Raw genomic sequence first — 22427 nt, forward strand, 5'->3', positions numbered from 1 at the left:
CATTTCATGCACGCTTGGTGCGGCGTTCAGCAATAAAAGAAACCAGGAATACAGCGCCAATCAGGTCAAAGAAGCCCATGGCGATAAATAGAGGGTTGTAGCCAATCTTGTCGGCGGTAACGCCAATCAGCAGTGAGAACAGGAAACTGGCAATCCAGGCGGCAGAACCACGCATGCCGTTTACCGTTGCCATCTGGCCTTTATCAAAGGAGTCAACGACCAGCGCGCTCAACATGCAGGAGATAATCTGGTGCCCGAAGCCACCGACGGAAATTAACGCGATGGTGACGTACGGATCTTTGGTGAGGGCAACCAGCGCCAGCGAAATCATCAGGAACGCACCGGTCACAGAACTTGCGACGATAGAGTTGGTGCGTGAACAGCCAAACCAGCGGGTGTAGATTTTGGTCAAATAACCGCTGGCGATACTGCCCAGATCGGCGGCGAGGAACGGCAGCCAGGCGAACATGGCGATTTGTTTCAGGTCCATGCCACGTTCGCTTGCCAGGTATAACGGCACCCAGAAACTCAGCACCGCCCAGGCCGGTTCAGCCATAAATGCCGGGATGGCGATACCGTAAAAGCGTTTGTTTTTGCCGACGGTTTTCAGTGCGGTCAGGAACGGCATTTTCACCGCAGCAGGTTCGTTATCCTGCTTGATGAATTCCAGTTCTTCTTTGCTCAGATTCGGGTGCTGCTCCGGGTTGTGATAGAACAGCCACCACAAAATGACCCATAACATCGCCAGCACGCCGGTAAACATAAACGCGCCCTGCCAGCCGAAAGAAGCATGAGCAAAATAGATGATGGGCGGCGCGAGCATAGCCCCAATTGAGAAGCCAACGCCTGCCCAACCTGCGGCAATCGGGCGTTCTTTTTTCGGGAACCATTCGCCAATCGTTTTGGCGTTAGCCGGTGTTGCGGCAGCTTCCGCGCCACCCATAAAGAAGCGCAAAATAGCCAGTTGTAACCAGCTTCCGGCCCCTGCGTGCATGACGCAGATTATCGCCCAAATCCCTGCGCACACTAAGAAGCCGAGTTTGAGGCCGATAACATCAATCAACCAGCCGCAGATTGGCTGGAACAGGGTGTAGGCAAGCTGGAATGCACCCACAATCCACGAATATTGTTCAGTGGTAATGCCCAGGCTGGTTTTTAGCTCAGGTGCCAAAATACCCAGCGAGTTACGGGTAATGTAGTTAACGGTAACGCCTAATAAAAACAGGACCAGCACCCACCAACGCAGATTGCGAATGGTGCGTTTTGTCTTAACGGCGGTAACACCGGGATTTATGCCATGACTCATTTCATTCTCCACGCAGAAGCAATGTCTATCGGAATGTTTGCCACAATTATGTGATTGTGAAAGCTATATCTATTTGATTAATAATTATTTTATTGGCTTCTTGCCGCTGCAAAGGCAGGCACTTCTGCGGCAATGGAGAGAGCGTAAAACAGTTGGAAAAGGGTCAATAGTGACTTTTGTGCAAATATTTTCATATGAAAGCGGAATACGTGCGTTTGCTAACGAAAATACCTGTGACAAAGCCATACACTTCATCCTGAAAATTTTTTCATTGCCGAAATGGGCGCAGATCACAAAATGAGTAAAAAGCTAAAAATCACCGAAATCGCCGCTGAAACCGGACTTTCAATTAGCACCGTTTCGCGTGTGCTGGCGGGCAAGTCCAACACCAGCGAACAGGCTCGGCAACGGGTTTTGAACTGTGCCGGCCAAAAAGGTGTGCTTGCGGGGATGGCGGCGGGGCGCATGCTACTTAATAGTTTGGTCGTTTTCGCGCCACAGCGTGCTTTTGATGAGCGGTCTGACGTCTTTTATTATCGTGTCACGCAAGGGTTAAGTCAGGCGCTCTCCCCACATGAAGTGCGGCTGCGTTACTGTGCGCTGGAAGAAAACGACAGTGATGCCAACCTGTTTCTGAGCAAAATGAACGAGGTGGAAACAGAAGCGGCGATCTTGCTCGGTATTGACGATCCGCATATTCACGATCTGGCGGTCGATCTCGGCAAGCCTTGCGTGTTGATCAACTGTCGCGATCGCAAAATGCGTCTACCCGGCGTTGCGCCGGATCACCAGCTGATTGGCGATTTTGCGGCAAGTTACTTGTTCGAGCAGGGGCACAAATCGGTGGTCACATTACTTTGCCTGCGCCGCTACACCATGGAGTTGCGTCTGGCGGGGATTCGCGATGCATGGGATGCCAACAATCTGCATTTTGACGACTCACGCCATCTGATTACCGCCCAGAGTTTTAGCGCCAAAGAGAGTGAAAAACTGATTAGCGAATTCCTGGAAAAAACACCGCGGCATCAGCTACCGACGGCATTTTTAGTTGGCGGTGATTTTATGGCGGCAGGGGCGGTCAGTGCGCTGCAAAATGCCGGATTACGCGTGCCGCATGATATTTCGGTCATGAGCATCGACGGTTTTAATCTGGCAGCCATTCACGATGTGCCGCTGACTTCGGTACACGTTCCGCGTGACCAGTTAGGCGAAGAAGCGGTGCATATTCTCCAGCAACGCTTGATTCGCCCGGATGCGCCAGTGGGGAATTTACTGCTTAACGGAACGTTGGCGGTGCGGGATTCGGTGCGCCGTATTCGTCCGAACAAGAGTCATACGGCGGTCAGTAGCGTGGGGCTTTATGATGAGTGAGAACCACACACTTCGCATTGCGGATTGCGCGGCAATTTCATTTCGCGGAACTGGCAGGTCATCGCATCATACATCACGATTTTCCCCGCCGCGGGTGTGCCGTAATGCGCCAGCAGTTTGATGGCTTCCATCGCCTGCAATGAGCCGATGACGCCGACCAGCGGAGCCATAACACCTGCTTCAACACAAGTCAGTGCGTTGTCGCCAAACAAACGGCTCAGGCAGCGGTAGCACGGCTCGCCATCCTGATAAGTAAAGACGCTGATTTGCCCTTCCATTCGAATTGCCGCGCCCGAAACTAAGGGCTTTTTAAGCGTAAAACAGCACTGATTTAGCTGATTACGAATGGCTACGTTGTCAGTGCAATCCATCACCAGGTCATGCTCCGCAATCAATTCCAGCAACTGCGTTTCGTCTAACAGCGCGTTGACCGCTTCAATCTGAATATGCGGGTTAATTGCTGTCAGCACATCGCGGGCAGAATCGACTTTGGGCTGCCCGATCGTGGCATCGCGATGCAGCGTCTGGCGCTGCAAATTGGACAGCGCCACGGTGTCAAAATCCAGCAATGTCAGCTGGCCGACGCCTGCCGCTGCTAGATACGGCGCGCTGGCACAGCCGAGGCCGCCAAGCCCAACAACCAATACCCGCGCGGCTTTCAACGCTTCCTGGCCGTCAAAATCGAAACCGCGCAGAATAATCTGGCGGTTGTAGCGCAGCATCTCCTGATCGCTCAGTTCAGCGCCCATCGTTAGCCTCCAAACAGATGATTGAACGGCTCTACCTCAACCCAATCACCGGCTTCAACATGCCCGCGCTCACGTTCCAGCACGATAAAACAGTTGGCCTGGCTAAATGAGCTAAAAATATGCGAACCCTGGTGGCCGGTGCTCAACACCTCTAATTGCCCGTCTTCGCCCCTGCGCATGATGCCGCGCTGGAAATCGAGGCGGCCCGGAGACTTTTTCAGGCGTCCAACAGTGCGAGCGCGCTGGCGTGGCGGCAAAGCATTACCTTGCTCGCCGCTGAGTCTGGCAAGCAGAGGCTGAACCAGCTGATAAAACGTCAGTGCCGCGGAAACCGGGTTGCCCGGCAGGCCGCAGAACCAGCTATTTGTCAGACGACCGAAAGCAAAAGGTTTGCCCGGCTTAATCGCCAGTTTCCAGAAACCGACTTCACCCAACTCTTCGAGCAATTGTTTGGTGTAATCCGCTTCACCCACAGAAACGCCGCCGCTGCTGATGACCACATCGGCCTGGCTGTCGGCTTCAATAAATGCGGCGCGCAGCGCTTCAGGATCATCACGGATGATGCCTAAATCGATAACTTCGCAGCCCAATTGTTCGAGCATGATATGCACCGCAAGGCGGTTGGTATCGTAGATTTGACCGTCGCCAAGGGGTGTTCCTGGCAGTTGCAACTCATCGCCCGTTGAGAACACCGCCGCACGCACTTTGTGCAGCACGGCGACCTCTGGAATACCTAACGAGGCAATCAGCGGTAATTCCGCCGCCGTCAGTTTTTTACCCGCAGGTAACACGCTGCCGCCCTGGCGAATATCTTCCCCACGCAGGCGAACGTTTTGCCCGTTTTTAACTTCTTCATTAAAGCGCACACCGCTTTCGGTTACGGTCGCTTCTTCTTGCATCACGACGGCATCCGTCCCCTGTGGAACAGGCGCGCCAGTCATAATGCGAATGCATGTTCCTGCAGGCCATTCGCCGTCGAACGGCTGCCCGGCAAACGCTTTTCCCGCCACGGGCAGGGCCGTTCCTGACGCCAAATCTTGCAGGCGTACCGCGTACCCATCCATGGCTGAGTTATCAAAGCCAGGTACATCAATAGGAGACGTGACAGGGTGCGAAGTAATGCGTCCACAAGCCTTCAGCAAAGGGATGGACTCAGATTCGGTGACAGGAACAATACGCGAGAGCATCTGTTCCATTGCGGTTTCAAGGGGGATAAGCCCGGCGGTAAATTCCATGAAAGCTCCTGCTACGCGGGGAAAAATATGTCGGACATTATGGCAGAGAATCGGTGCTGGCTGAATGTCCCATTATGGGTAATCCGGGATGCCGTTTTCCTTTACATCACATTTACATCTTTCTATATTCAAAAATCGTATTAGTTAACAGTCACTATTCTGATATTTATAGCTTTCGTAGTTTTTGTAGGTCGGATAAGCGAAGCGCCATCCGACAACACAACGGACTCCGACAATACAACGCACTCTGACAAGGCAATGTCGAAATGAGCAAAGCAGTAATCGCGATCCACGGTGGCGCGGGAGCCATCACTCGTGCACAACTCAGCCCCGAAAAAGAGCTGCTGTATATTCAGGCGCTCTCGGAAATCGTTGAGGCAGGCCAGGCGTTGCTCGAGGCGGGCGGTACTGCGCTGGATGCCGTGACCGAAGCGGTTCGGATGCTCGAAGAATGCCCGTTGTTTAACGCCGGGATCGGAGCGGTATTTACCCATGACGGTACGCACGAACTGGATGCCTGCATCATGGACGGCAACAGCCTTGAAGCCGGTGCGGTGGCGGGTGTCAGTCATATTCGTAACCCCATTCTCGCTGCGCGTCAGGTTCTGGAGCACAGCCCGCATGTTTTGCTGATTGGCAAAGGCGCTGAAAACTTCGCTGAGCAGCATGGCCTTGAGCCCGTTTCGCCCGATATCTTTTTCACTCAACAGCGTTGGGATCAATTACAAAACGCCCGTGCAAACCAACAAACGGTGTTGGATCACGGCGGCGGCGAACCTATCGACCCTGGCACCAAATTTGGCACCGTCGGCGCGGTCGCACTTGATAAACACGGCAACCTGGCTGCGGCGACCTCCACCGGCGGCATGACCAACAAATTGCCGGGCCGTGTAGGTGATTCACCGATAATCGGCGCGGGTTGCTACGCCAATAACGCCAACGTTGCGGTGTCTTGCACCGGCACGGGTGAAGTGTTTATGAAAACGCTCGCGGCTTACGACATCGCAGCCCTGATGGAATATGGCGGGCTAAGTCTGCATCAGGCGACCGAGCGCGTCGTCATGGAAAAACTTCCGGCGCTGCAAGGTAGCGGGGGAGTGATTGCCATTGATAGCGAAGGCAATGTGGCATTGCCATTTAATAGCGAAGGGATGTACCGCGGCTACGGTTTTGTCGGTGATGCCCCGAGCGTTGGAATCTATCAAAGCCAGGAGGGCTGATGCCCAGAAGTCATGAACTTCCCGAGGACGAAGTGCTGTCGGTAAGCCGACTCAACGTCAGCTTTCGCCAGGAAAATACCGACATTCAGGCGGTATCTGACCTGTCGTTTACGCTAAAACGGGGTGAAACGCTGGCCATTGTCGGGGAGTCTGGCTCGGGAAAATCAGTGACGGCGCTGGCGTTAATGCGCCTGCTGGAAAAATCCGCAAGTCGCGTTGAAAGCGATAACATCCTACTGCGCCGTCGCAACGGTGAGGTGATCGCGCCTGCCGAATTAAGTTCATCGCAAATGCGCCATGTGCGCGGTGCCGATATCGCGATGATTTTCCAGGAGCCGATGACCTCGCTCAATCCGGTGTTTCCGGTGGGAGAACAAATTGCGGAATCTATCCGCCTGCATCAGGGGTTGGATAAACACGCGGCGATGGAAGAGGCCAGGCGCATGCTCGAACGGGTGCGCATTCCGGAAGCGAAAGCGATTCTTGGCCGTTATCCGCACCAGCTTTCAGGCGGGATGCGCCAGCGGGTGATGATTGCCATGGCGCTCTCGTGCCGTCCGGCGGTGCTGATTGCCGACGAACCGACTACCGCCCTGGATGTGACTATTCAGGCGCAAATTCTCCAGCTCATTCGCGTTCTACAAGATGAAATGCAGATGGGCGTGATATTCATCACTCACGATATGGGTGTGGTGGCGGATATCGCCGACCGCGTGCTGGTGATGTATCGCGGCCAGGCGGTGGAAACCGGCACCGTAGAGAAAATTTTTAGCGCACCGGTTCACCCTTATACCAAAACGTTGCTGGCAGCGGTTCCGCGCCTTGGCGCGATGAATGGCCGTGATTTGCCGCGTAAATTTCCGCTGGTTGACCCGCAACACCCCGATAAACCCGAAGCGGAAACCGAACAAAACACCATTGCGCCCGGTTCCGTTCCCATTTTGCAAGTCAGCGATTTAGTGACACGCTTTGATATTCGCAGCGGCATTTTTAACCGTGTCACCAGCCGGGTGCATGCGGTCGAAAAAGTGAGTTTTGATTTGTGGCCCGGCGAAACGCTGGGGCTGGTGGGGGAGTCAGGGAGCGGCAAATCTACTACCGGGCGTGCGCTGCTGCGGCTGGTGGAAACCCAGGGCGGCAGCATTCACTTCAACGGCCAGCGCATCGACACGCTTTCCAATGCCAACATGCAGCATGTGCGCAAAGACATTCAGTTTATCTTCCAGGATCCGTACGCCTCACTCGACCCGCGCCTGACGGTGGGGTATTCCATCATGGAACCGCTGCTGGTTCACAACGTGATGTCCAAAGAGCAGGCGCAAGAACGCGTGGCCTGGTTACTGGAGCGCGTCGGGTTGCAGGCGGAACATGCGTGGCGTTATCCGCATGAGTTTTCCGGCGGGCAGCGCCAGCGTATTTGCATCGCCCGTGCATTGGCGCTCAATCCAAAAGTGGTGATTGCCGATGAGTCTGTCTCGGCGCTTGATGTGTCGATTCGGGCGCAAATCATCAACCTGATGATGGATCTCCAGCGCGAGTTCGGCATCGCTTTTCTGTTTATTTCTCACGATATGGCGGTGGTGGAACGTATTTGCCATCGCGTGGCGGTGATGTACTTAGGGCAAATTGTTGAAATTGGCCCGCGACGCGCCGTGTTTGAAAATCCGCAGCATCCGTATACCCGAAAATTAATGGCCGCCGTTCCGGTGGCTGACCCTACGCACCGCCGTCCCAAACCCGTTTTGCTTTCTGATGATATCCCCAGTTCCACGCATAAGCTGGGGAGCGAACCGCATGTTGCAACGCTTGTGAATGTTGGGCCAGGGCATTTTGTCGCTCGCCCATAATAAAAAATTGAGTCCGGTAAGGATAATCAGGAGAACACAATGACCATGTTTGAGAATAAAAAGTGGCTTTTAGCCGCAGGGCTTGCGACCAGTGTGATTGCCGCACCGGCATTCGCGGCGAAAGATGTCGTTGTTGCTGTTGCGTCCAACTTCACCACGCTCGACCCGTATGATGCTAACGATACGCTGTCGCAGGCAGTAGCGAAGTCGTTTTATCAGGGGCTATTTGGCCTTGATAAAGAGATGAAACTGCAAAACGTTTTGGCCGAAAGCTACACCGTTTCTGACGACGGGCTGGTTTACACCATCAAATTACACCCTGGCGTTAAATTCCAGGATGGGACTGACTTCAACGCCGAAGCGGTGAAGATTAACCTCGATCGCGCCAGCAATCCTGAAAACCATCTCAAGCGCTACAACCTGTATAAAGCCATTGCCAAAACCGAAGCGGTGGACGCCAACACGGTAAAAATCACCCTTAAACAGCCGTTCTCGGCGTTTATTAATATTCTCGCCCACCCGGCAACGGCGATGATTTCCCCGGCTGCGCTGAAAAAATACGGCAAAGAGATTGGCTTCCATCCGGTCGGCACTGGCCCGTATCAGCTTGAAACCTGGAATCAGACCGATTTTGTGAAGGTGAAGAAATTCGACGGTTACTGGAAACAGGGCCTGCCTAAGCTCGACACCATCACCTGGCGTCCGGTTGTTGATAACAACACCCGAGCGGCCATGCTCCAGACCGGCGAAGCGCAGTTTGCCTTCCCCATCCCTTACGAGCAGGCTGGCGTGCTGGAGAAAAACGACAAGCTGGAACTGGTGGCATCGCCTTCCATCATGCAGCGTTATCTCAGCATGAACGTGACGCAAAAGCCGTTTGATAACCCGAAAGTGCGTGAGGCGATTAACTATGCGATTAACCGCCAGGCGCTGGTGAAAGTGGCGTTTGCGGGTTACGCCACACCAGCAGAAGGCGTGGTGCCGCCGTCTATCGACTTCGCACAAATTTACAAACCGTGGCCGTATGACCCGGCAAAAGCCCGTGAACTGCTGAAAGAAGCGGGCTATCCGAATGGTTTCGAAACCACGCTGTGGTCATCCCACAACCACAGCACCGCGCAGAAAGTGTTGCAGTTCACTCAGCAGCAACTGGCTCAGGTCGGCATTAAAGTGAAAGTCACGGCGATGGATGCCGGACAGCGTGCCGCGGAAGTGGAAGCTAAAGGCCAGAAAGAGAGCGGCGTGAGAATGTTCTACACCGGCTGGTCGGCCTCGACGGGTGAAGCAGACTGGGCGCTGTCGCCGTTGTTTGCCTCATCTAACTCGCCGCCAACGCTGTTTAACACCGCCTTCTACAGCAATCCGCAGGTGGATAAAGACCTGAGTGACGCGCTGAAAACCACCAATCGTGATGATAAAGCGAAACTGTACAAAGACGCGCAGGATACCATCTGGAAAGAGAATCCGTGGGTGCCGCTGGTGGTCGAAAAACTGGTTTCCGCGCACAGCAAAACCCTCAGCGGTTTTTATGTGATGCCAGACACCGGGTTTAGTTTTGATGATGCGGATTTGAAAGAGTGATGATTTTGGTGGCGTGTTTTCACCCTCACCCCGACCCTCTCCCTGAGGGAGAGGGGGAACGACACGCGATCCAATCCCCTCTCCTGGGGGAGAGGGTTAGGGTGAGGGGGGACAATGTTTAACTATTTCCTCAAACGCCTGCTGGGCCTGATCCCCACACTGCTTATCGTCGCGGTGCTGGTGTTTTTGTTCGTCCATCTGCTCCCCGGCGACCCGGCGCGTTTAATCGCCGGGCCGGAAGCAGATGCCACCGTGATTGAAATGGTGCGCAAACAGTTGGGACTGGATTTACCGCTGTGGCAGCAATTTTTGCACTATATCGGCAACATTGTGCAGGGGGATTTCGGCACCTCGATGGTTTCACGCCGTCCGGTTTCCGAAGAGATCGCCAGCCGCTTTATGCCGACTTTCTGGCTCACTATCACCAGCATGGTTTGGGCGGTTATTTTTGGTCTGTTCACCGGCATTATTGCTGCCGTGTGGCGTAATCGCTGGCCGGACAGACTCAGCATGACGATCGCGGTTTCCGGTATTTCATTCCCCGCGTTTGCACTCGGCATGTTGCTGATGCAGGTTTTTTCCGTCGAACTCGGCTGGTTGCCGACGGTCGGTGCCGATAGCTGGCAGCACTACATTTTGCCGTCTGTCACGCTGGGGGCGGCAGTCGCTGCGGTGATGGCACGTTTTACTCGCGCCTCGTTCGTGGATGTGCTGCAAGAAGATTACATGCGCACCGCGCGCGCCAAAGGGGTGAGCGAAACGCTGATTGTGATTAAACACGGCCTGCGCAACGCGATGATCCCGGTCGTCACCATGATGGGATTGCAGTTCGGTTTCCTGCTCGGTGGCTCGATTGTTGTTGAAAAAGTCTTTAACTGGCCAGGGCTTGGGCGCCTGCTGGTGGATTCAGTCGAAATGCGCGACTACCCGGTGATTCAGGCGGAAGTGTTGCTATTTTCGCTGGAATTTATTGTTATCAACTTAGTGGTGGATTTGCTGTACGCCGCCATTAACCCGGCCATCAGGTACAAGTAAGGATGCGACTCTTTAACTGGCGACGCCAGGCGGTACTGAACGCGATGCCGATTGTTCGGCCAAACCAGGTGCGCACGCCGTGGCACGAATTTCTGCGCCGCTTACGCAAACAACCGGTGGCGATGCTTGCCGGGTTATTCGTGCTGTTTCTGATTGTGGTGGCGCTGGTTGCTCCGTGGATTTCGCCGTTCGATGCGGAAAACTATTTCGACTATGACCGGCTAAACGATGGTCCGTCGATGCTGCACTGGTTCGGCGTGGATTCTCTCGGGCGCGATATTTTCAGCCGTGTTCTGGTCGGCGCACAAATCTCGCTGGCGGCGGGGGTATTTTCGGTCTTAATCGGGGCATTGATCGGCACGTTCTTTGGGCTGCTCGCGGGATATTACGAAGGCTGGTGGGACCGGGTGATTATGCGCATTTGCGACGTGCTGTTCGCTTTCCCTGGGATTTTGCTGGCAATAGCCGTGGTTGCGGTAATGGGCAGCGGCATGTCGAACGTGATTATCGCCGTCGCCATTTTCAGCATTCCGGCCTTTGCCCGCCTGGTGCGCGGCAATACGCTGGTACTGAAACACCAAACCTTTATCGAATCGGCACGCAGCATTGGCGCATCTGATGCGACGATTATTTTCCGCCATATTCTACCGGGTACGGTTTCGTCGATTGTGGTCTATTTCACCATGCGCATTGGCACGTCGATTATTTCGGCGGCGAGTTTGTCGTTTTTGGGTTTAGGCGCTCAGCCCCCCACGCCGGAATGGGGCGCAATGCTCAACGAAGCGCGGGCCGATATGGTGATAGCCCCTCACGTCGCGCTCTTTCCGAGCCTGGCGATTTTCCTGACGGTACTGGCGTTTAATTTGCTGGGGGATGGATTGCGGGATGCTTTGGACCCGAAGATAAAAGGGTGATTTTAGCGATAAAAAAGGCGGATGACGCTTGCGCTTATCCGCCCTACAACTGCTTATCCGTAGGTCGGATAAGCGTTAGCGTCATCCGACATTCAGAACTTAAACCACTGAACCCCAAAGATCATATTCGTCCGCGTTTTCAACTTTCACGCGCACCACATCACCTGGTTTCAGTTTGGTTTCGCCGTTCAGGTAAACCGCGCCGTCGATTTCTGGAGCGTCAGCCATGCTGCGGCCAATCGCGCCTTCTTCGTCAACTTCATCAATGATAACCAGAATTTCGCGGCCCACTTTTTCTTGCAGACGTTCAGCAGAGATCTGCTGTTGTAGCTGCATGAAGCGGTTCCAGCGCTCTTCTTTCACGTCTTCCGGCACCGGATCGGCCAGTTCGTTGGCGGTCGCACCTTCTACCGGGCTGAACTTGAAGCAACCAACACGATCCAGACGCGCTTCTTTCAGGAAGTCGAGCAGCATCTGGAAGTCTTCTTCGGTTTCGCCTGGGAAGCCCACAATAAAGGTGGAACGCAGCGTCAGATCCGGGCAGATCTCACGCCATTGCTTAATGCGCTGCAACTGGCGATCAACGCTGCCTGGGCGCTTCATCAGCTTCAGAATGCGTGGGCTGGCGTGCTGCAAAGGAATATCCAGATACGGCAGGATCTTGCCTTCCGCCATCAATGGAATCACATCATCCACGTGCGGATATGGGTAAACGTAGTGCAGACGCGTCCAGACGCCGAGTTTAGCCAGCTGCTCACACAGGCTGACCATGCTGGTTTTCACCGGCTCGCCGTTGTAGAAACCGGTGCGGTGCTTAACGTCCACGCCGTAAGCTGAAGTATCCTGAGAGATAACCAGCAGCTCTTTCACGCCCGCATCTACCAGACGTTTCGCTTCAGACAGCACATCGCCAATCGGACGGCTGTCGAGATCGCCACGCATGGAAGGGATGATGCAGAAGGTGCAACGGTGGTTGCAGCCTTCAGAAATTTTCAGGTAGGCGTAGTGACGCGGGGTCAGTTTCACGCCTTGTTCCGGCACCAGGCTCAGGAACGGGTTATGTTTTGGTTTCGGCACATAGTGGTGAACGTGCTGCAAAACTTGCTCGTAGCTGTGCGGGCCGGTAATTTCCAGAACTTTAGGGTGCACTTCGCGGATTTGATCTTCTTTAGCCCCTAAACAGCCGGTCACAATCACTTTGCCATTTTCGTTCAGCGCTTCGCCGATCGCTTCGAGCGACTCTTGTACGGCACTGTCGATAAAGCCACAGGTGTTAACGATAACCATATCGGCATCATCATAGCTAGGCACTACATCGTAACCTTCGGTGCGCAGCTCAGTCAGGATCCGTTCAGAATCAACGAGGTTTTTTGGGCAGCCGAGGGATACAAAGCCAATACGGGGTTGTTGCATACGGGTTACGCTCACAAAGTAAACAGAAAATAAAAGCCGGGCGATTCTACACGGGTTTTGGGCAAGGCTCTACTGGTTGTTTTTAAACTGCCGCGCAAACAATTTCAGACGATTGGATAAGGCTTATTTTTGCTTAGTGGGTAAGCTGGCTCTATTATCTCCCCGCTTCGTTTGCTTGAAGTTTATATTGAAACCTCCCGCTCAAAGAGAGAACCGCACTATGCGTAAGATTTTAGCCCTTTCCGGGATGCTGACGGGTGCCTTGTTGCTGTCGGCTTGTAACGTGATTCCAACCCCGCTCAACACGCCTCCTGCAACCGCGCAAAAGTTTGTCTGTGGCGGTGAAAAACTGGCAATAGATGGCGACTACGCCTGGTATAACGGCGACCGTTATTCCTATCAAAATATGTCCGGTGGGCAGGCGTTTTACCGTTACCACAGCAGTAATTTCGGCCTGAAGAAAGTCGGTGAAAACCGCACGATGCTGATTGGCCTTGATGCCAAACCTTGTGTTGCGGCGAATTAATGATGCAGCCACACTGTCGCCTGGCGGGCCTGAGTACGCTGCTGCTCGGTTTTACGCTGGCAGGGTGTGGAACGCTGTCTAACGTCGCCCCTGAGGCCGAAGCGCCGCAAAAGGCACAGCGTGTTTGTGGCGCTTCACAACCGCGTGATATCAACCAGTGGCTTCCCACCATGGTTGAACAGCAATCGCCCGCGATGGTGGTGGGAGTGATTGATGCAAATGGGCAACGCCATTACTGGCATTTTGGCGTCACCGATAGCGAACATCAGTATCCGGTCGATGAGCACACGCTGTTTGCGGTTGGCTCGCTCAGTAAAGGCATGACCGCTGAAGCAACGGCGGTGCTGGTGGCGCAGGGGCGTCTGCATTGGTCAGATACTCTTGAAACGTTATTGCCGCCATCGGTGCCGTTAAGCGATGACGCAAAAAAAATCACCCTGCTGCAACTGGTGACGCACACTTCTGGTTTGCCACGGCAAAATATGGACTTGCCGATGCTGACCGCGTTTATTCGCTATCTGGGTAACGGTGAGAATTTCTATGCTCATCTTGATAGCGACGAGGTGGTGAATGACCTGGCTGATTTCTCCAAACCGCACAATGACGAGCCACGTTATTCCAACCTGGGCTACGCGGTGCTGGATTATGTTCTGCGTTATCAAACTGGGCGGCGCGCCGACCAACTGGTTCAGGCGTTGATCTTTGACCCACTGAATCTGCGTAACAGCAGCTTTACCCCTCAGAAATTAAGAAGTTACCCCCAGCGGGCGATTGGTCACGCGGGTAGCCAGCCAAAGTTTGTTCCGCGTGGGCAAGTGGTGCCGGACTGGCAATTCCACGGCAATATGCTGGGTGCAGGCGGTTTGTACACCGACACCGCCGATTTGCTGACGTTTGCCGCAGCCCATCTGGATAGCACGGGCGATCAAACGCTGGATAAAGCAATTAACGATACGATGCAAATCTACTATCCGCGTAACAACGAGCGGCGTGACAAAGAAGCCGCCAATATCGCCTGGGTCACGGATACTTATGGCGAGCAAGCGATCACTTATCAGGTGGGATATATCGGGGGCTACTCCAGCTATATTGGTATTGACCGCGTGAATCACTTCGCTGTGGTGGTGCTGCAAAACAGCTTCACCTGGCAAAATAACCTTGGGCACAGTGTGTTACGGCAGATGCTTGAAGAGAAGCAGCAGGCGGCCACTTGTCGGGCTCCTACCGCTGCGTAATCCCTTGTTTCGCTGCGATTGTTAGCCTTTGTAAAGCTTATTGCCATGGATCAAAAAACTCGGCAAAAAAGCCAGGTCCGGTTAAAACTTATCCATACTATAAGTGTGTGTTATTGATTGGAACCACACGGAGGGTAAATGTATGACTGGGGAGCCACTCAAACGCGATCTCTTGAAAAAGATGATCATCGCTAAAATAGACATTGCCGCTTATCTGCGCATGAGAAAAGCGAAAGGGTATATGTCGGTCGTTGAAACTGAGCATCTGCGCGATAACTTGTTCGACTTGTCGAATGAATATCGCGAGAAGTCCTTACGCCTCAAATCACCTCTTGCGCTGCAAGAAATAGCCAGCCTGAATCAAGGAATGAGCGCGGTGTGTTCTGCCGCAGTTTGCCTGATGACCGGGCGTCACGATTGCCCGCAGTACATTGCCATCGACGCTGGAAAACTGGAAAGTTGCCTGTCTGATCTGTCCGACAGCCTGAAAGAGATTATGGGCCACCCACTGGCGGTAGAAACGTGACCAGCAGGGGGAGGTGACTCCCCCTGTTTAAGTTTTTGTAAAATTCCGCGCCCTCCTGACCTGGAAGACTAACCTTATCGGATAAACCGATAAGGAGAAGGCCATGCCACGGCTGCCGTTTCGTACACTCATCGCCGCTTCACTCTTACTTTCAGCCAGCATGACTCATGCCGCCGGGGTAAAAGTTGAAGTGCTGCAAAGCAAACTTGATCACCCCTGGTCACTGGCTTTTTTACCTCAAAATCAGGGCATGCTGATTACATTGCGTGACGGGCAATTACGCCGCTGGCAGCCCGGAGAGGGCTTAAGCGATCCGATTGTCGGTGTGCCAAAAGTCTGGGCGCATGGGCAGGGAGGTTTACTGGACGTGGTGCTGGCACCGGATTTTGAAAAAAGTCGCCGTGTCTGGCTCAGTTTTGCCGAAGGCAATAGCGATGATAAAGCCGGAACCGCCGTCGGCTACGGAACCTTAAGCCGCAATATGGAACGCCTGGAAAATTTCAAAGTGGTGTTCCGCCAGACGCCGAAACTCTCGACCGGCAATCATTTTGGCGGACGCATGGTGTTTGACGGCAAGGGTTATTTGTTTATCGCGCTCGGTGAAAACAACCAGCGTTCGACTGCCCAGGACATGGATAAACTTCAGGGCAAAGTGGTGCGCCTGACGCAAGACGGCGAAGTGCCGCCGGATAACCCGTTTGTCGGCAAGCAGGGCGCGCGCAGTGAAATTTGGTCTTATGGACACCGTAACCCGCAGGGTATGGCGTTTAATCCGGCGAATGGCGAACTGTGGCTCAACGAACACGGCCCGCGGGGTGGCGATGAAATCAACGTAGCAAAGGCGGGTAAAAACTACGGCTGGCCGCTGGCGACCTGGGGCATCAATTACAGCGGGCTGCCGATCCCGGAAGCGAAAGGTGAAATTGTGGCGGGCACTGAACAACCCATTTATTACTGGAAGGTTTCCCCTGCGGTGAGCGGCATGGCGTTCTATAACGCCGATAAATTCCCGCAGTGGAAAGGAAAGCTGTTTATTGGCGCACTAAAAGAGAAAAACCTGATTGAACTGACGCTCAGTGGCGACAAAGTCACCGAACAAACGCGTTTGCTTGACGACCACGGCGAGCGGATCCGTGATGTGCGCGTCGGCCCGGACGGTTTTCTGTATGTCCTGACCGACGAATCAGATGGGCAATTGCTGAAAATCAGCCCGTCCAGCTAAAGTTTCTAACTCAGTGGAATCATAACGATTTTCTTAAATGCCGGGCGCTGGGTCAGTTGCTGATACCAGCGTTGCAGGTTCGGAAAATCATGCCATTGCACGTCGAGATTGAGCAGGTTGTAAACGCTCGGCGCAAGGGCGATATCCGCCACGCTGAACGCATCGCCACCCAACCATTTTTGCTTCGCCAGTTCGGCTTCAACGATGGCAAACAGCGCGTTACATTGCTCGATACTCTCGTCGATAAGTTTTTGACTGCGATCTTCCGGCGCGATTCGCACCAGGCTGAAAAATACGCCACGGTGCGGGCCTGCCAACGTTGTTCCTGCCCAGTCCATCCATTTTTCGCCACGCGCACGCGTCGCAGGATCTGCAATCCACAACGACTCTTTGCCATACTGCGCGGCCAGATAACGCACGATGGTATTGGACTCCCATAACGTCAGGTCGGTAGCGTCATCATGAATACAGGGCACTAACGCGTTAGGGTTCATGGCCAAATATTCGGCATCGTGGGTTTTACCAAACTTCCCGCCAGCAGGAACCGAGTGATACGCCACGCCTAACTCTTCCAGGCACCACAACACTTTCTTCACGTTGGTTGAATTGTCTCTGCCCCAAACAGTAATCATTTTGTTTCCTCTATGTTGGTTTTCATCCCAGTATGCCGTGCACTGATGAAGAAAACAGCAGCGAAACTTAACGGCAGGTAAAAAACTCATCAACGTGGCGGCAAGTCAGGCAGTTATCGAATAAACTTAAAAAACTTTACCAACACTATGTTTCATTATGTGGTTTCACAAGTTAGCTTACTGGCAACTTGAACGATTGAGTAACGGCGTGTGTCGTGACTTTTATAGAATGGATACTGGGTGGTGTTATGAAAACTTTGCAAATCCCTGCTTCGCTTCGAGCATTACTGGCAGGGTCGACCCTGCTGTTGGTAGCCGCGCCAGCGGTTAGTGCAGAACAAACTGCTGATGCACCGCAAGTTGATGCTAAAGCCTGGATCTTAATGGATTATGCCAGCGGCAAAGTATTGGCCGAAGGGAACGCCGATTTGCAGCTTGATCCGGCGAGCCTGACCAAACTGATGACCAGCTATGTCGTCGGGCAGGCTATCAAAGCGGATAAAATCAAGCTGACCGATATGGTCACTATCGGCAAAGATGCGTGGGCAACGGGCAACCCGGCGCTGCGTGGTTCGTCGCTGATGTTCCTCAAGCCGGGCGATTTAGTCTCGGTTGAAGATCTGAACAAAGGCGTGATCATTCAGTCTGGTAACGATGCAAGTATTGCGATTGCCGATTACGTTGCAGGCAGCCAGGATTCGTTCGTCAGCCTGATGAACAACTATGCGCAAAAGCTGAACCTCACCAACACCACCTTCAAAACCGTACATGGCCTGGATGCACCGGGGCAGTTCAGTACCGCGCGTGATATGGCGCTGCTGGGCAAAGCGTTAATTCATGATGTGCCTGAAGAGTACGCTATCCATAAAGAGAAAGAGTTCACCTTCAACAACATCAAGCAGCCGAACCGTAACCGTTTGTTGTGGAGCAGCAATCTTAACGTTGACGGCATGAAAACCGGCACGACCACCGGGGCAGGCTACAACCTGGTCGCGTCGGCCACCTCCGGCGACATGCGTTTGATTTCCGTGGTTCTGGGAACCAAAACTGACCGTATTCGTTTCAACGAAAGTGAAAAATTGCTGACGTGGGGCTTCCGCTTCTTCGAAACCGTGACGCCAATTAAACCGGACGCCACGTTTGTGACCCAGCGCGTGTGGTTTGGTGACAAGAGCGAAGTGAATCTCGGGGCGGGCGAAGGGGGTTCAGTAACGATCCCTCGCGGCCAGTTGAAGAACCTGAAAGCGAGCTTCTCGCTGACCGAACCTCAGCTAACCGCGCCGCTGAAAAAAGGCCAGGTCGTCGGCACAATCGACTTCCAGCTCAATGGCAAATCTATCGAACAGCGTCCGCTGATGGTGATGCAGGCCGTGGAAGAAGGTGGTTTCTTTAGCCGGATGTGGGACTTTGTGTTGATGAAATTCCATTCGTGGTTCGGCTCCTGGTTCTAATACCCTTCATATTTTGAGTTGCAGGGGTGTTGGCTACGGCCATTCACCCCAGTCACTTACTTATGTAAGCTCCTGGGGATTCACGTCCTTGTCGCCTACCTGCAATCTCAAACTATTTTGGGTATAGCTTATTTATTACCACTCAATCTGAATATTCTCCGACGCGGCAAATTCAACAAATGCCGCGTCGGGTTCTTGATTACTGATAATCAAATCAAAAGCAGCAAGCGGCCCCATACAGGCTGAACGCACTTTGCCAAATTTGCTGTCATCTACCACCAGCACGCGCTGCTGCGCCATCGCTAACGCCCAATGCTTTACTGGCAACTCATCAAGATTAAAACAGGTCGCGCCGTGACGTGTGTGAACACCCGCCGCCGAGAAAAAGGCGATATCCGGGCAGAAGTTATTCAGACATTCCTGGAAATTAATCGGTTTGAAAATCGCATTGCTGGCGTGAAATTCGCCGCCGCTCAAAATAACCCGACAGCCGGGTTTATCCTGCAACGCCAGAAATGTGTTTAACGAGTAACACACTCCGGTAAATTCCAACTCATCGTCCAGCGCTTCAATGATGTAAGGCGTGGTGGTGCCGCAATCAAAAAATACCGTCTGGTGCGGGCGAACTAATGCCGCTGCGATGCGCGCCGCATGGCGTTTTTCTTCAATACGACGGGTTTTTTGGTCACTTAACAGATAGTGGTTAGCCGTGACGCTGCGGGGTTCGAGAACCACATATCCCCCCAGCAAAACCACCGGCCCAGGTTCGCTATTGAGGTCCCGTCGAATCGTCATTTCAGAAACGCCCAACAAAGCGGACGCTTCTTTAAGGTGAATTTTGTCGCTGCGTTTAAGCGCCTGAATCAGGCGATTGATGCGTTCGTCGCGCCGGGTTTCCATAATGAGCAACTAAACCTTTTAATTCCCTCTCCAGAAGAAGAGGGTTGGGGTGAGGGCGTTAATTAACGCATCTTACCTTTGCTCAAAGGGTTAGTCACGCACCCAGCCTTTGCGGATGGGCAGGGCAAAGCAGAAACGATAGGCCTGATGCAAGCGCGCATAAAGCGACTCGCCAAGCAGGTTCCAGACCATTTGCGCCAACAGGCAAGAACACAAGCCCACCAGCAAACCGCCGAGCATATCCAACGGCCAGTGCACACCAAGATAAACGCGTGACCAGGCAATCGCACAGGCGATAACAAAAAGCACCACGCCTGACCAAACCCGATGCCAGAACAAAAACGCCAGCGCGAAGGTGAAAATCACCGTACCGTGGTCGCTTGGGAAAGAATCATCTGGCGCGTGATGCAGGAAGTTATAGCCAAACCCGCTGACAAACGGCCTGTCGTGCGGGAAAGCATGACCGATAATCCACGATAGCGACACGCTAACGATAATGGCCAGTGCGGTCTTAATCACGACGACACGTTGCGCGGTCATCTGGCGGCGTTGCCCCCACAACCACAGAATGGCAATCAACAATGGCACGATGCTAATCAAATCTTTGGCAATAAAAATGGCAAATTTAATCAACCATTCGGGTGAATCCGGTGTGGCATTAATCAGCAAAAAAAGAGACTGATTCAATTGTTCAATCATAACGTTATGAGTTCCTTAACCCGTCAAATGAAGATGATGCCGTACACCCTGCATCGTGACCATAGGACGACAGCCTACTTTGAGCTTCTTAAGAAATCCTTAAACGACTGAACGATTGTGCTTGTTAAATAACAATTCACTATCTACCGCGAAGCCAATTTATTACACTTCGTTCGTTTTTCTTCTCCTTCGAGTTTTTCATGCAAAATAATAAGCGACTGGGTCGCCAGGCACTGCTATTCCCGCTGTGCCTGGTGCTCTATGAATTTTCTACGTATATCGGCAATGACATGATCCAGCCCGGCATGCTGGCGGTTGTCGAACAATACAACGCGGGAATCGAATGGGTGCCGACCTCCATGACTGCGTATCTGGCTGGCGGCATGTTTTTACAGTGGCTGTTAGGGCCGCTTTCGGATCGTATTGGCCGTCGTCCGGTGATGTTGACCGGCGTGGTGTGGTTTATCGTCACTTGCCTGGCGACGTTGCTGGCGCAGAACATCGAGCAATTTACTTTCCTGCGATTCCTGCAAGGGGTCAGCTTGTGCTTTATTGGCGCGGTCGGTTATGCGGCGATTCAGGAATCGTTCGAGGAGGCGGTGTGTATCAAAATCACGGCGCTGATGGCGAACGTGGCGCTCATTGCTCCGCTGCTTGGCCCGTTGGTTGGGGCCGCGTGGATCCACTACGCGCCGTGGGAAACCATGTTTGTGCTATTTGCAGCCCTTGCCGCATTCTCATTCTATGGTTTGCATCGCGCGATGCCGGAAACCGCGACGCGTCTGGGTGAAAAACTCTCGCTGCGTGATTTAGGCCACGACTACAAGCTGGTGCTGAAGAACGGGCGCTTTGTGGCCGGGGCGCTGGCGATTGGTTTTGTCAGCCTGCCGTTGCTGGCGTGGATTGCGCAGTCGCCGATTATCATCATCAGCGGTGAAAAGCTGTCGACGTACGAATATGGTTTATTGCAGGTGCCTATCTTCGGCGCTCTGATTCTCGGCAACCTGGTGCTGGCGCGTTTAACGTCACGCCGCAGCGTGCGCTCGCTGATTATTATGGGCGGCTGGTGGATTGTGCCGGGCCTTGTGGTGGCTGCTGTCGCAACCGTGGCGTCAACACATGCTTATTTGTGGATGACTGCTGGGTTGAGTATTTACGCCTTCGGTATTGGTCTTGCCAACGCAGGCCTGGTGCGCCTGACGCTGTTTGCCAGCGACATGAGCAAAGGCACGGTTTCGGCGGCAATGGGCATGTTGCAGATGCTGATTTTCACCGTCGGTATCGAGGTGAGCAAACATGCTTATCTGTTTGGCGGCAATGGTTTGTTCAGCCTGCTGAATTTGCTTGGTGGTATGATTTGGTTCGGTTTGATGTTTGTGTTCTTAAAAGATAAGACCGTCGGCAACAGAACGGATGCGTAATTTTCCGGGCTTGCGGTAAAGGGCCATTGAGGATTCGTCACGTTCAGGGGAATAGTTCTGTACTGTTCCCCTGAACGCCAGCGCTAGTTAATCCGTGTACCGCTGCGCTCATCAAACAGATGCGCGAGCTGAACATCTGGCAGTAAGCGCATTTCACTCCCCGGTTTTGTTTGTATCCTGTCTCTGAATACGGCAATCGCCTTTTGATTCCCGATATTAAGGGCAATCTGTGTTTCCGCACCTGTTGGTTCTACGACGTTCACTTCTGCCAGCACTCCCCCTTGTGAAACCCGAGAAAAATGCTCTGGCCGCACGCCATACAAGACTCGTTGCCCCTGTTCGACGGCAGGCACGTTGGCTAACGGCAGGCGCAAACCATCATCGGTGACCACCGATTCACGGTCGATTTTGCCGCTAAGTAAATTCATCGAAGGTGAGCCAATAAACCCGGCGACAAAAGCATTGCGTGGGCGATCGTACAGCTCAAGTGGCGTACCGACTTGCTCGATGACCCCATCTTTGAGAACCACAATCCTGTCGGCCATCGTCATCGCTTCGACTTGATCATGAGTTACATAAACCATGGTGGCGTTCAGGCGCTGGTGCAGCGCTTTAATTTCGGTTCTCATCTCGACCCGCAGCTTGGCGTCGAGGTTTGACAGCGGTTCGTCAAAAAGGAACACGCGCGGGTTGCGCAAAATAGCTCGCCCCATAGCCACACGCTGACGCTGGCCACCAGAAAGCTGGCCAGGTTTACGTTTGAGCAATGTGGATAAGCCCAGCGTTTGTGCCACCTGAGCGACGCGTTCATCAATCAGCAGTTTTGCCACGCCCTGCATCTTGAGCGAAAACCCCAGATTCTCTGCCACAGTCATATGCGGGTATAACGCATAGTTCTGAAACACCATCGCGATGTTTCGATCCTGCGGGGAAATATCGTTAACGATTTCACCATCCAGCGCGATTTCGCCGTCGGTAATGCTTTCAAGCCCGGCAATCATGCGCAGCAGGGTGGATTTCCCACAACCTGAAGGGCCAACCAGCGCGACAAACTCGCCTTCGTGAATGGTTAATTCCAGCCCGTTGATTATCACGTTATCTTCATAACGTTTATGAATATTGCTTAACGTAATCGTTGCCATGA

Annotated in this window: 20 protein-coding genes; 12 read left to right on the forward strand and 8 right to left on the reverse strand. The window is 53.3% G+C overall.

Annotation, left to right across the window (positions count from 1 at the left end; translation table 11 throughout):
• Positions 1-4: 4 nt before the first annotated feature.
• The gene (locus DY231_RS07330) at positions 5-1306 is read right to left on the reverse strand and encodes an MFS transporter (RefSeq protein WP_115627803.1); all 1302 of its coding nucleotides are present in this window, start codon (positions 1304-1306) and stop codon (positions 5-7) included.
• 297 nt (positions 1307-1603) lie between these two features.
• On the opposite strand from DY231_RS07330, the gene DY231_RS07335 reads away from it, so the two are divergent.
• On the forward strand, positions 1604-2677 hold the full coding sequence (locus DY231_RS07335) for a LacI family DNA-binding transcriptional regulator (protein ID WP_115627804.1): 1074 nt from the start codon (positions 1604-1606) through the stop codon (positions 2675-2677).
• Here the strand turns inward: DY231_RS07335 and moeB are convergent.
• Positions 2665-3426 carry a molybdopterin-synthase adenylyltransferase MoeB gene (moeB, locus tag DY231_RS07340; protein ID WP_115627805.1) on the reverse strand — a complete coding sequence of 254 codons (762 nt, stop codon included), beginning with the start codon at positions 3424-3426 and terminating at the stop codon, positions 2665-2667. The two genes, DY231_RS07335 and moeB, sit on opposite strands and share 13 nt — an antisense overlap.
• A 2-nt stretch (positions 3427-3428) precedes the next feature.
• Positions 3429-4661, reverse strand: coding sequence for a molybdopterin molybdotransferase MoeA (gene moeA / locus DY231_RS07345; RefSeq protein WP_115627806.1), 1233 nt, complete (start codon positions 4659-4661; stop codon positions 3429-3431).
• 266 nt (positions 4662-4927) lie between these two features.
• On the opposite strand from moeA, the gene iaaA reads away from it, so the two are divergent.
• The 5 genes from iaaA (at position 4928) to gsiD (ending at position 11258) form a co-directional block, all read left to right on the forward strand.
• Positions 4928-5881: a beta-aspartyl-peptidase gene (gene iaaA, locus DY231_RS07350; RefSeq protein ID WP_115627807.1), complete on the forward strand. Its 954-nt coding sequence runs from the start codon at positions 4928-4930 to the stop codon at positions 5879-5881.
• Entirely contained in the window at positions 5881-7728 is a 1848-nt protein-coding gene (gene gsiA / locus DY231_RS07355) for a glutathione ABC transporter ATP-binding protein GsiA (RefSeq protein ID WP_115627808.1), read from the forward strand. The genes iaaA and gsiA overlap by 1 nt, the downstream gene beginning before the upstream one ends.
• A 39-nt stretch (positions 7729-7767) precedes the next feature.
• Positions 7768-9309 carry a glutathione ABC transporter substrate-binding protein GsiB gene (gene gsiB / locus DY231_RS07360; protein ID WP_115627809.1) on the forward strand — a complete coding sequence of 514 codons (1542 nt, stop codon included), beginning with the start codon at positions 7768-7770 and terminating at the stop codon, positions 9307-9309.
• Between the two features lie 114 nt (positions 9310-9423).
• On the forward strand, positions 9424-10344 hold the full coding sequence (gene gsiC, locus DY231_RS07365) for a glutathione ABC transporter permease GsiC (RefSeq protein ID WP_115627810.1): 921 nt from the start codon (positions 9424-9426) through the stop codon (positions 10342-10344).
• Positions 10345-10346: 2 nt separating this feature from the next.
• Entirely contained in the window at positions 10347-11258 is a 912-nt protein-coding gene (gene gsiD / locus DY231_RS07370; RefSeq protein WP_034496948.1) for a glutathione ABC transporter permease GsiD, read from the forward strand.
• Positions 11259-11357: 99 nt separating this feature from the next.
• Here gsiD and rimO read toward each other — a convergent pair whose 3' ends face one another.
• Positions 11358-12671 (reverse strand): 30S ribosomal protein S12 methylthiotransferase RimO, encoded by a 1314-nt coding sequence (rimO, locus tag DY231_RS07375; protein ID WP_115627811.1) that lies wholly within the window; start codon positions 12669-12671, stop codon positions 11358-11360.
• 220 nt (positions 12672-12891) lie between these two features.
• Between rimO and DY231_RS07380 the strand changes: the two genes are divergently transcribed.
• The 4 genes from DY231_RS07380 to DY231_RS07395 all read left to right on the forward strand — a co-directional run bounded on the left by DY231_RS07380 (position 12892) and on the right by DY231_RS07395 (position 16180).
• Complete coding sequence (locus DY231_RS07380) at positions 12892-13197, forward strand: hypothetical protein (protein ID WP_034496942.1); 306 nt, start codon at positions 12892-12894, stop codon at positions 13195-13197.
• Positions 13197-14432, forward strand: a complete 1236-nt coding sequence (locus DY231_RS07385) for a serine hydrolase domain-containing protein (protein WP_305954886.1) — start codon at positions 13197-13199, stop codon at positions 14430-14432. The genes DY231_RS07380 and DY231_RS07385 overlap by 1 nt, the downstream gene beginning before the upstream one ends.
• Before the next feature lie 142 nt (positions 14433-14574).
• Positions 14575-14958 (forward strand): biofilm formation regulator BssR, encoded by a 384-nt coding sequence (locus DY231_RS07390; RefSeq protein ID WP_115627812.1) that lies wholly within the window; start codon positions 14575-14577, stop codon positions 14956-14958.
• A gap of 103 nt (positions 14959-15061) precedes the next feature.
• Positions 15062-16180 carry a PQQ-dependent sugar dehydrogenase gene (locus tag DY231_RS07395; RefSeq protein WP_115627813.1) on the forward strand — a complete coding sequence of 373 codons (1119 nt, stop codon included), beginning with the start codon at positions 15062-15064 and terminating at the stop codon, positions 16178-16180.
• A 5-nt stretch (positions 16181-16185) separates the two neighbouring features.
• Here DY231_RS07395 and DY231_RS07400 read toward each other — a convergent pair whose 3' ends face one another.
• The gene (locus DY231_RS07400) at positions 16186-16812 is read right to left on the reverse strand and encodes a glutathione S-transferase family protein (RefSeq protein ID WP_115627814.1); all 627 of its coding nucleotides are present in this window, start codon (positions 16810-16812) and stop codon (positions 16186-16188) included.
• Positions 16813-17060: 248 nt separating this feature from the next.
• Between DY231_RS07400 and dacC the strand changes: the two genes are divergently transcribed.
• Positions 17061-18263, forward strand: a complete 1203-nt coding sequence (gene dacC / locus DY231_RS07405; protein WP_115627815.1) for a serine-type D-Ala-D-Ala carboxypeptidase — start codon at positions 17061-17063, stop codon at positions 18261-18263.
• Between the two features lie 135 nt (positions 18264-18398).
• On the opposite strand, the gene deoR is transcribed toward dacC, so the two are convergent.
• Positions 18399-19163 carry a DNA-binding transcriptional repressor DeoR gene (gene deoR, locus DY231_RS07415; protein ID WP_115627816.1) on the reverse strand — a complete coding sequence of 255 codons (765 nt, stop codon included), beginning with the start codon at positions 19161-19163 and terminating at the stop codon, positions 18399-18401.
• A gap of 90 nt (positions 19164-19253) precedes the next feature.
• Positions 19254-19862, reverse strand: a complete 609-nt coding sequence (gene ybjG / locus DY231_RS07420; RefSeq protein ID WP_115627817.1) for an undecaprenyl-diphosphate phosphatase — start codon at positions 19860-19862, stop codon at positions 19254-19256.
• Positions 19863-20062: 200 nt separating this feature from the next.
• On the opposite strand from ybjG, the gene DY231_RS07425 reads away from it, so the two are divergent.
• Positions 20063-21283 carry an MFS transporter gene (locus DY231_RS07425; RefSeq protein WP_115627818.1) on the forward strand — a complete coding sequence of 407 codons (1221 nt, stop codon included), beginning with the start codon at positions 20063-20065 and terminating at the stop codon, positions 21281-21283.
• A gap of 83 nt (positions 21284-21366) precedes the next feature.
• On the opposite strand, the gene DY231_RS07430 is transcribed toward DY231_RS07425, so the two are convergent.
• On the reverse strand, positions 21367-22425 hold the full coding sequence (locus tag DY231_RS07430; RefSeq protein ID WP_115627819.1) for an ABC transporter ATP-binding protein: 1059 nt from the start codon (positions 22423-22425) through the stop codon (positions 21367-21369).
• Positions 22426-22427 lie beyond the last annotated feature (2 nt).

Source organism: Buttiauxella agrestis (assembly GCF_900446255.1).
In the GTDB taxonomy this organism is placed as follows: Bacteria; Pseudomonadota; Gammaproteobacteria; order Enterobacterales; family Enterobacteriaceae; genus Buttiauxella; species Buttiauxella agrestis.